Annotated in this window: 9 protein-coding genes; 3 read left to right on the forward strand and 6 right to left on the reverse strand. The window is 69.7% G+C overall.

Going from position 1 to position 9152, the window contains the following annotated elements; all coding sequences use genetic code 11:
- Together lpxK and kdsB are read left to right on the forward strand one after the other, a co-directional pair.
- Nucleotides 1–893: tetraacyldisaccharide 4'-kinase (lpxK, locus tag I6U14_RS14320; protein WP_296900192.1), on the forward strand; the 893-nt coding region annotated here is incomplete at its 5' end.
- An 86-nt stretch (nucleotides 894–979) separates the two neighbouring features.
- The gene (gene kdsB / locus I6U14_RS14325; RefSeq protein WP_296900193.1) at nucleotides 980–1753 is read left to right on the forward strand and encodes a 3-deoxy-manno-octulosonate cytidylyltransferase; all 774 of its coding nucleotides are present in this window, start codon (nucleotides 980–982) and stop codon (nucleotides 1751–1753) included.
- A gap of 11 nt (nucleotides 1754–1764) precedes the next feature.
- Here the strand turns inward: kdsB and I6U14_RS14330 are convergent, their stop codons facing one another.
- Complete coding sequence (locus tag I6U14_RS14330; RefSeq protein WP_296900194.1) at nucleotides 1765–2043, reverse strand: hypothetical protein; 279 nt, start codon at nucleotides 2041–2043, stop codon at nucleotides 1765–1767.
- A gap of 345 nt (nucleotides 2044–2388) precedes the next feature.
- Nucleotides 2389–2838, reverse strand: a complete 450-nt coding sequence (locus tag I6U14_RS14335; RefSeq protein WP_296900195.1) for a hypothetical protein — start codon at nucleotides 2836–2838, stop codon at nucleotides 2389–2391.
- A gap of 231 nt (nucleotides 2839–3069) precedes the next feature.
- On the opposite strand from I6U14_RS14335, the gene I6U14_RS14340 reads away from it, so the two are divergent.
- Nucleotides 3070–3564 (forward strand): low molecular weight protein-tyrosine-phosphatase, encoded by a 495-nt coding sequence (locus I6U14_RS14340; protein ID WP_296900196.1) that lies wholly within the window; start codon nucleotides 3070–3072, stop codon nucleotides 3562–3564.
- A gap of 18 nt (nucleotides 3565–3582) precedes the next feature.
- Here I6U14_RS14340 and I6U14_RS14345 read toward each other — a convergent pair whose 3' ends face one another.
- The 4 genes from I6U14_RS14345 to I6U14_RS14360 form a co-directional block, all read right to left on the reverse strand.
- Nucleotides 3583–4416 (reverse strand): polysaccharide deacetylase family protein, encoded by an 834-nt coding sequence (locus tag I6U14_RS14345; protein ID WP_296900197.1) that lies wholly within the window; start codon nucleotides 4414–4416, stop codon nucleotides 3583–3585.
- Nucleotides 4400–5554, reverse strand: a complete 1155-nt coding sequence (locus I6U14_RS14350; protein ID WP_296900198.1) for a glycosyltransferase — start codon at nucleotides 5552–5554, stop codon at nucleotides 4400–4402. Before I6U14_RS14350 ends, I6U14_RS14345 begins: the two co-directional genes overlap by 17 nt.
- Before the next feature lie 29 nt (nucleotides 5555–5583).
- Nucleotides 5584–6846, reverse strand: a complete 1263-nt coding sequence (locus I6U14_RS14355; RefSeq protein WP_296900199.1) for a sulfotransferase — start codon at nucleotides 6844–6846, stop codon at nucleotides 5584–5586.
- A 155-nt stretch (nucleotides 6847–7001) separates the two neighbouring features.
- The coding region (locus I6U14_RS14360; protein WP_296900200.1) for a ribonuclease E/G at nucleotides 7002–9152 on the reverse strand (2151 nt) is incomplete at its 5' end.

Here is a 9152-nt window from a genome sequence, read left to right on the forward strand (position 1 = left end):
GGGTGCGGGCCGGGGCCCCGGTACTCTGGGGCGGCAACCGGGGCGGCGGCGGCACCGGCAAGGCGCGGCGGGGCAGGTGGCTGGCGGAGCTTCTCATCGCGCTGGGCCTGCGTCCCGGCAGTGCCGCCCGCGGTTACGGGGGGAGGGGCGCCCGGGCGGTGCGCTTTGTGCACCCGGATGCCGACCCAGCGGCGTTCGGCGACGAGCCGGTGCTGCTGGCCGCCGATGACCGTGTGCCGGTCGCCGTGGGGCGGGACCGGGTCCAGGTGGCCCGTGCACTGGTGGGCCGCGGCTGTGACGTCGTGGTCGCCGACGACGGCCTCCAGCACTACCGGCTGCGGCGCTGCTGCGAGATCCTGGTGGTAGACGGCGAGCGCGGCCATGGCAACGGCCGCTGCCTGCCGGCGGGTCCCCTGCGCGAGCCGGTGCGGCGCGCGGCGCGGGCGGATCTCGCCATCGCCACCGGCGGCGGTCAACCCGGTATAGAACCGCTCGTTTTGCACCCGGGCGCTGCCTTGAGCCTCGCAGCGCCCGAGCAGGTCCAGCCCCTGGCCGCTTTCGTTGGCCGGCCGGTGACGGCCGTGGCGGGCATTGGCAACCCCGGACGGTTCTTTCGGATGCTCGAATCCAAGGGGCTGCGGGTAGACGCCCGGCCCTATCCGGATCACCATCGGTTCACGCCTGCCGAGATCGCGGGCTGGGGCGCAGGCCGGGTGCTGATGACCGAAAAGGACGCGGTGAAGTGCCGCCGGCTGCGCGCAGCGCCCGACGCGCGGTGGCCCGAGCTTTGGTTTGTGCCGGTGACAGCGGTCCCGGCGCCGGCATTCACGGCAGCCCTGGATCGGCTGCTCGCGGCGCGCGGCATTCTGCCCAGCGAGCGCGCCCGCCGCTGAGGCGGGCTCGCAACTGGGCTGCCCCGACACGCACCGGGCGGAGGGAGCATCAACCCACGGCAAACACCTGCGTCGGAGCCAATGCCATGCAGAACAGCTTTCGCGTCGTCATCCCCGCCCGCTACGGAGCCCGTCGCCTGCCCGGCAAGCCGCTGTTGGACATCGGCGGCAAGACCTTGCTGGCGCGCGTCTGGGAGCAGGCCAGGGCCAGCGCGGCCAGCGAGGTCGTCGTCGCCACCGACGACGAGCGGGTGCTCGCGCACTGCCGTGAGATCGGCGCCGACGCGGAGCTTACCGCACCGCATCACCAAAGCGGCACCGAGCGCATCACCGAGGTCGCGGCGGCGCGGGGCTGGGCGCCGGACAGTATTGTCGTGAATCTGCAGGGTGACGAGCCCTGTATGCCGCCGGAAAACATCGACCAGGTTGCCGCGGCCCTCACTGACGCTGCGGGTCCCGAGATGGCCACCCTGGCGACCCCCATCACCGCGGCCGGTGAGCTGTTCGACCCGCATGTGGTCAAGGTCGTCACCGCTGCGAACGGCGTCGCGCTCTACTTCTCCCGGGCGCCGGTCCCCTGGCATCGCGACGAGTTCCTAGGCAGTCGCGCCCATCTGCCGCGGCACACCACCTTTCTGCGCCATATCGGACTCTATGCCTATCGCATTGCCTTTCTCAAGCGCTTCGTGGGCTGGCCGCCGTCACCGCTGGAAATCGCGGAGTCGCTGGAGCAACTGCGTGTTCTATGGCACGGCGAGCCGTTGCAGGTCGTTCAGGCGCAGTCGGTGCCCGGACCGGGTGTGGACACCGCGGACGATGTCGAGGCCGTGCTCCGATGGCTTGCCGCCGGCGCGCGCTGACCGGCGAGGCTTCAGCCGTCGGTGCGGTTCAGCGCCTGCAGCAGTCGAGCCACGTCCGCCGTGGTCTCGCCCTGATCTGTGAACAGCGCGAGCTCCACATGCTCCGGCCCGCGGAAGGCGGCGTTACCGTATTGGTCCGGCTGGATGGGCGGCTCAGCCTCCTGACTCTCCAGCACCAGGCGGCCGTCCGCCGCCAGGACCTCCACGAGCCGCCAGTGACGGCCCGCGTGCAGGCAACGACGCCCGAGATGGGTGCGCAGTTGTGTCAGGAGCTCGTGGTTGGTTTGCATGGCGGTGCCGAGTCTGTTGCAGTAATCAGGAAGTAAGGGCGGCTTGTCGGTTTCCGCACCCTCCCATGGCGACGGCATCAACCGGGCGATAGGCCTCGGCGCGGTGTAGCGCGAGTTCGCGGCGGTGCCCGGCTTCCATGTGGCCGTCAACGGCTGGGACGGGGCCGGCCCGCATCGATCGCGGTCGCGTCGGCGGTGGCGGCAAAAAAAAGCCCCGCGGGGTCGCGGGGCCAATTCACCACTGAGGAGGTCAGAGGACGGAAACGGCAGAGAGGGAATTTCCGCCTCTAGTTCACTTCAAGCATGTCCAATGCCAACTTTTCCAAATCCGCCCCACTGCGCGCATCAGCACTCGCTGATGCGCTGATAACCCATGTGCTGCGGCCAGCGCGTCGGCAGCGATGTTCGAATGTTTACCGTGTCGGGCCGGATTTGCACCGAATGGGTGCGTTGCGTGGTTTTGCAGTCCTGTCCGCGTTCGCCGGTTGTCCGGTTGTCAGCCGCGTCTTCTGCGCAGCGCTGTGCATTGCTCTCTGTGTCGGCCTGGCGTCGCCGGGGGCGCTGCTCGCCGCCGATGGCACCGGCGCGGCCGGCTGGCTGCAGTTGGAGCGCGATCAGCATACCTACCGCGATCGGGTCGGTCCGCTGGATCGGCGCGATGAGCGCGAGCTGTCCGTTATTGAGCGCCGTCAGCGCATGGACCTGCGTGCCCTGGATCAGCGTCTGGATCGCGCCGAGCGTCTGGATGCAAGGCGGGCGCGGCGCTTCGCGCCGCAGGTTGGGCCAAGAGACCAACCGGGAACGATCATGCCGCCGCTGTCGCGCCCGCGTCCAGGTGGCCTTGGGGAGGGGCACCGCGCCGCGGAGCGTCTGCGCCTGCAGCGACGTATGCGCGAGTCCTGGCTGCCGTTCGGTGGACGGCGCTCGCCGTGATCCGTCACTCGCGCCGATGCGCGGGCAGCCGTGCCTCCGGATGCTAGAATCCTCGGCATTTACCGCATGTCGCACCGCTGTGAAGAGAGCCCTATGACGCAAATCGCCAAGGTCCGGGTCCTGTTCGTTTGCATGGGCAATATCTGCAGATCGCCCACCGCGCAGGGGGTGTTCCGTAAGCTGGTGGAGGAGGCAGGGCTGGCGGAGCATATCGAGATCGACTCCGCCGGCACACACGCCTACCATCTCGGCGAGCCCCCGGACCCGCGGGCCCGGGAGACGGCGCTGCGCCGCGGCATCGATCTGGCGGACCTGCGCGCGCGCCGCGCAGCGCCCGAGGATTTCGAACGCTACGACTATGTGCTGGCGATGGACCAGGACAACTACCACGCCCTATCCGCCATCTGCCCCCCCGGGCGCGGCCTGGAGCGGCGCCTGGCGCTGCTCATGGACTATGCCCCCGAGGCGCGCATGCGCGAGGTGCCTGATCCCTACTACGGCGCTGCCGGCGGCTTCGACGCCGTGTTCGACATGGTGGAGGAGGCTGCCGTCGGCTTGTTGGACGAGATCCGTCGCCGGCACCTATAAGCCGGAAAAGGGCAGTCCTCAGCGGCTGGGATCAAGACGCCGGCCGATTTCCGTCAGCCGCCGACCCTCCGGTGCGGCGGCCGCGCCGTCCAGCAGGGCGCTGTAACTCGCAAAGCGCCGGTAGCGCTTCAGATCCGCCACCAGGTCTGCCCGCAGTGGGTGGTCGATATCCTGTGGATGGATGCCGATGCGCACGCACCCGGCCTGCACCGCCCGCCGCCGGCTGAGGGCATTCCAGAGCCGCAGCACGGGGACGCGCACGGCAGCGTCTGCCTCATAGCCCAGTACCGGGACATGCACAGAAGCGCCGGTGTGGGTGTCCAGCACGCCACCGAAGACCTCCACCTGGCGGAACAGCGAGGCCTCGCGGAGCGCAGCGGCGGACACGCCGCCGAGCGCCCAGGCGGGCGGCACGTAAAGGCTCGGCGACGTCAGGTCGTGCTGCTCGAACCAGTCCCGGCAGCGGCGCATCAATGCGAGAACGCCGTCGGCATCCAGCGCCAGGTGCTCGGCGACGTTGCGGGACAGAAAAAGGCTGTGCAGGCGGTGGCGGAGGCCGCGAATGCGCTCGGCCCGATGTTCCCAGCCGTGGCCTGCGAGCACATGACCCGCGCGTTGCAGTGCGCGGAGCTCGTCGATGCCCTGGGCGTTCCAGCCTGTGCCCGGCACCACGAGCAGCGTGACCGGGTGCACTCGATGCCGTCGCAGCAGGTCCAGGGTGCGGCGAACTGCAGGCATGGTGGCGGGCATGAGGTCGTGCACCGACACCAGGGTCAAGGGGCACGCGTCATTCGCGACGGGCTGCGCCGCGTCGGTGGGCGGCGCCGGCCGTTGCTCAGACGGGGACATCATCGGCGCCAGCCGTCTCTTGATCTCGCAATACCCGAAGCCAGTGCCGTAGATTGCGATCGTTGAGCTCGCGTGCGCCGTCGCGGGCGATATCGGCCTTGCGCTGCAGGATCGCGTGGTCCAAGGCGCGCACCCTGGCGAGGGTCTCTCCGAGCGTCTCGTTGGCGCGGATTTGGAAGAGGCCGCGCTCCAGGCTGTCCCAGCTCAAGATCCCGCATTGCGAGGACACCACCACCAGCCGCGCTCTGGCCATGGCCTCCAGCGCGATGGTGCCGAAAGACTCCACCGTGGAGGGCAGGACCAGGGCGTCTGCGCTGTCGATGAGTGGCATGATCTGCTGGCGCTTCACCCAGCCGACGTAATGCAGATTCGGCAAGCCTTCTGCCTGCTCCAGCAGCCATTGCCGCAGGGGGCCGTCGCCGGCAACCTGGAACTGCATGTCGGGCAGGGCAGCAGCGGCGTTCACGACGGCGCCCAGATTCTTCTCCGGCGCCAAGCGGCCGGCGAAGAGCACGCGCCCCACGCCGGCGCGCAGCGGTTGCGGCGGCGTGTCGAGGAAGGCCTTCGGGAGGGGCGTGCCCATGAGGCCGACTCGCTTGGCGCCGATGCTGCGGGCGATGTCGACCATCTCCTGGGAGTTGGCCAGCACCAACGCCCCCTCATGAAACAGGGCGCGGTTACAAGTGTTGAGATAGGCCTGTGCCACCTTGCCGCGCAGCACCCAGTCGTCATTCAGCTCCGCGAGCCGCTCGAAGTGGGTGTGGAAGCCTACCACCAGCCGCGCGTGCCAGCGCCTGGCGAGTACCATGCCCAGCATCCCGAAGGGACCAGGTGTGGGCACGATGACCACGTCCGGGCGCAAGCGCGCCATGCGACGCATCACCAGCGGCAGCGAGGGCAGCACGAAGCGCTGCGTCGGGTCGCCAGGCAAGGGTAGCGGCAGGCCACCGTACCAATGCCCGGCCCGGAAGCGTGGGGAAATCAGATCGACGCGGACGCCCACAGCCTTCAGGTGCTCGGCGAGGTCCCGATAATAGGCGCCGACGCCGTTGCGCTCGGGGGCCGCGTCCGACACGATCGCGATGCGAAGCCCGGTGCCGTCCAAAGCATTGCGTTCGGGATCGGCTGTGGGCTTGAGCATGTCGTTGCTGTCCTGAGATGGGTTCAGCATCACGACAGGCCCCCGACGTGCCTTCGTGCAGGCATGCTCGTCGCCGGCGGCGGACTTGGGCGTCGGTGCAGCACGGTTGCCGACGTCGTGGGCGCCGCCGGCTGCGGATCGCCTAGGGCCGGATGGGCGTAGGCACCGGCGAAGCGTTGAGTGATGGCATCGGCGTCCAGCCCAAGCTCCGCGAGGTCGTAGCGATGCGTACTGCGGTAGGCGCGGGCCGGCGCCGTCGCCTCGGTCAGCGTGGCAGCGAAAGTGGGCGTCAGCAACAGTTCCAGCTTGTCATAGGCATCGCGCACGGCCTCCGCGAGATCCGCCTTCAGCTGCGGCAAGGTCTTGGTGACCGTGCGCTCTGGCGCAACGGATTCGCTCAGGGTGCGGAGGTTGTCGTAGTAGAAGGCCAGCTGGTCTAGGAAACGCTCGCGAATGGGGGCGCTGTCCGCGGGCACGCCAAAAAATTCGAGCCCGGATCGAATGGAGCTCAACTGCGAGGGCACAGTTTCCAGCGGATCGCGCAGACATACCAAGAAGCGTGCATCTGGGAAGTGCTCTGCCAGGCTGTTGGCCATGGACGCGAAGGCGGCATTCTTGGACAACAGGCACTTGTCCGGTCCATGCACGTACAGGTGGCGGCGCAGGGCGTCGGCGTAGAAGCGAAGCAGCTGCCGGCGCTCTGCTTCCGGCATGTCGCGGTCGAAGCTGCCCATGCGCCAAAGGTGCGTCGCCCGTGGGAAGGGGAGGGCAAGAATGAAGCAGCTCAGCGCCGGCATCAGCGCGAAATAGTCTTCTTCCGGCGTCTCCAGGCTCATGGCGTGCACGTCCTCCAGGGCGGCGAAGAACCGCCGCTCGAGGAAGCGCAGCAGCGCGCGCAGCGGCCCGCCGAGACGGGCGTCGAGTCGGCCCAGCGCGCGCCAGAAGAGCCGCTGCGACACGGAGGGCGCGAACAGGCACTCCCAAGTGGAAAAGGTCGTGAATTGCGGATCCTTTGCCAGGACGGCGTGCAGGTTGGTAGTGCCGCTGCGCGGGACGCCGAGCACGAACAGCGGCCTGCGGATATCGACTCGCCGATAGCCGCGGAAGAAGACCTCATCCAGCAGCAACCCGAGCCAGTGGAGCCCCTGCACCACTGCGAAGACGGGCAGGAAGCCCAGCATCACCAGCACGCGGCGTAAGCGCAGACGGCTCACACCGTCCGGCGAGCGGAACAGGGCTTCGGCCGCCATGCCGAGGAAACGGGCTGTACTGGTGAGATACAGATGGAGCATCTGTCAGTGCGTCAGAATGGCTCGCGGGGCTGGGCTGCCGGTGCGGTGGCACCGGAATATCGGCTCTCCATGGTACAGGAGCCGTCGGCCAACCGAAATGACGGCCATCTTGCGGGCCCGCGGCCGAGCTGCGGCTGGCGCCCCGGCGCTGGGGCTCAGCCCGAGCCTGCCTGCTCACCACCGCCCGCTTGGCCGGTGGCGCGTTGCGGTCCCGGTTCCTCCCGCTCCGACAGGGATCCGGCTGGGGCCGACTCGGGTGGCGGTTTGTGCGGGGGCGGCGCCGCGGCGGATTCGGCGGCGGTGCTCTCGCCACTGGGCTTGGGCTGCCCGCTGCCCGTTGTGCCAAGCGCTGGGGCCTCCGTCGCCTGTATCGGCTTTTCGGGGGCAGTGACTCCGGCCGGCTCTGAGGTGGGGCGGTCGGCGCCTTGGCTCGGACCTGGTTGTGACGCGCCGTTGCCCTTGGATCGCTGTGGGTTCGTGCGGGCCTTGGGAGCTTCGCTGTCGCCCTCCGGCTTCGACGCCGGCGGCTTTTTCGCCTCGGCTGTCTTGGCACCCGCAGCCGGAGCATCTGCGACTGGAGCATCGCCTCCGACGGCATCCTGACCATCGCCGCCGCTGGTTTCCCCGGTGCCCTGATCGCTCGCGCTCGCTTCGCGCGCGCTGCTGCTGCGCCGGCGGCGGCCGCCGCGCCGCCGGCGGCTGCTGCGGCTGCGGGCGCTGCCCTGCTCCTCGCCTCCGCCCTCGCCGCTGTCGGTGGTCGCAGCCTTGCCATCCGATGGCGCTTTTCCGCCTGCCTGGGCGCCGGCGCGGGTGTCCTCGCCGGGGGGCGTGGCGCCGGTGGGCGGGACATTGTCCGTCACCCGTGGCTCCGTGATGGTCATAGGCAGTGTGTCGCCGCGGGTCATCAGGTGTTGCCCTGCGGCTGACTTCTGCTCCTTCGCAGTGCTGGCATCAGCCGCTGCGTCGGTGTCGGATTGTGCTGCGGACTGGCCGTCGCCGGCATTGGCCTCCGCATGGTCGCGTTGTCCGCTGCCGCTGCGGCGAGAGCGGCCACCCCGGCTGCTGCGTCTAGAGCTGCGCTGGCGCTCGCCCTCGTCGCCGCGGGGGGTAGTCTGACTACGGCGATTACGCCCTTTGGGCTGGTCCTGATCTTGGCCGGCGGCGCCGCCCGCCTCGGACGCGGTCTCGGCATTGGGCTTGCTGCGCCGTTGCTGGGAGTTGTCGCTCCGACGCTGGCTGCGTGGCTTCCGCGGCTGCTCGCCGCCGCCCGCGCCATCGCTGCGGCGCGCGGTACTGTGCGCCTGGGGCTGCATTGGGGCGGCGTTGGCACCATCGTCACTCGCATCCGTGCCTTCCGCTGGCGGCGCGAAGAGCATGCCCCACAGCTTCTTCAGCATGCTTTCCTGGTGGGCGGGGTCCGGGCGGGTGCGGGGTGGGGGGGGGGGCGGGGGGGGGGGGGGGTGGGGCGGTGGGGGGGGGGGGGGGGCGGGCGGGCGGGGCGTTGCGCCCTGAGCGGCGGGCTCCTGGGGCTTGGCGGCCAGCCGGTTGGCGGGGAAGGCCGGTAACGCGTGCTCTGGCACATGGGCGAGGGTGTAGCTCGGCTCGTCCTCGCTGCGGCGGTCCGCGTCCTGGACGCGGATGCGCTCGATGGAATAGTCCGGCGTGTCGAGGTGCTTGTTCGGGATCAGCACCACGTCCACCCGGTGGCGCTGCTCGATCTCCAGGATCTTGCGCCGCTTCTCGTTCAGCAGGAAGGCGGCGACGTCCACCGGCAGCTGGGCCAGGATGCGCGCGCTGCTCTCCTTCATCGCCTCCTCTTCGATGATGCGCAGCACCGACAGCGCCAGGGACTCGACGCCGCGGATGGTGCCTTGACCCTTGCAACGGGGGCAGACGTGCTGGCTGGACTCCCCCAGCGACGGCCGCAGCCGCTGGCGCGACATCTCCAGCAGCCCGAAGCGGGAGATGCGCGCCACCTGCACCCGGGCGCGGTCCTGCTTCAGCGCCTCACGCAGGCGGTTCTCCACCTCGCGCTGGTGCTTCGCGGGCGTCATGTCGATGAAGTCGATGACGAACAGCCCACCCAGGTCCCGCAGGCGCAGTTGGCGGGCGATCTCGTCCGCAGCCTCCAGGTTGGTGTTGAGCGCCGTCTCTTCGATGTCTGCGCCCTTGGTGGCGCGGGCGGAGTTGATGTCGATGGAGGTGAGGGCCTCGGTGTGGTCGATAACCAGCGCCCCGCCGGAGGGTAGGCGCACCTCGCGCTGGAAGGCGGACTCGATCTGGCTCTCGATCTGGTAGCGGGTGAA

This window comes from Thiohalocapsa sp. (assembly GCF_019695415.1).
In the GTDB taxonomy this organism is placed as follows: Bacteria; Pseudomonadota; Gammaproteobacteria; order Chromatiales; family Chromatiaceae; genus Thiohalocapsa.

Excerpts from the sequence above, each read along its gene's own strand:
- I6U14_RS14355 (WP_296900199.1), bottom strand. The coding sequence starts at position 6,846 with ATGCTCCATCTGTATCTCACCAGTACAGCCCGTTTCCTCGGCATGGCG.
- kdsB (WP_296900193.1), top strand. The coding sequence starts at position 980 with ATGCAGAACAGCTTTCGCGTCGTCATCCCCGCCCGCTACGGAGCCCGT.
- I6U14_RS14345 (WP_296900197.1), bottom strand. The coding sequence starts at position 4,416 with ATGATGTCCCCGTCTGAGCAACGGCCGGCGCCGCCCACCGACGCGGCG.
- I6U14_RS14330 (WP_296900194.1), bottom strand. The coding sequence starts at position 2,043 with ATGCAAACCAACCACGAGCTCCTGACACAACTGCGCACCCATCTCGGG.
- I6U14_RS14340 (WP_296900196.1), top strand. The coding sequence starts at position 3,070 with ATGACGCAAATCGCCAAGGTCCGGGTCCTGTTCGTTTGCATGGGCAAT.
- I6U14_RS14350 (WP_296900198.1), bottom strand. The coding sequence starts at position 5,554 with ATGCTCAAGCCCACAGCCGATCCCGAACGCAATGCTTTGGACGGCACC.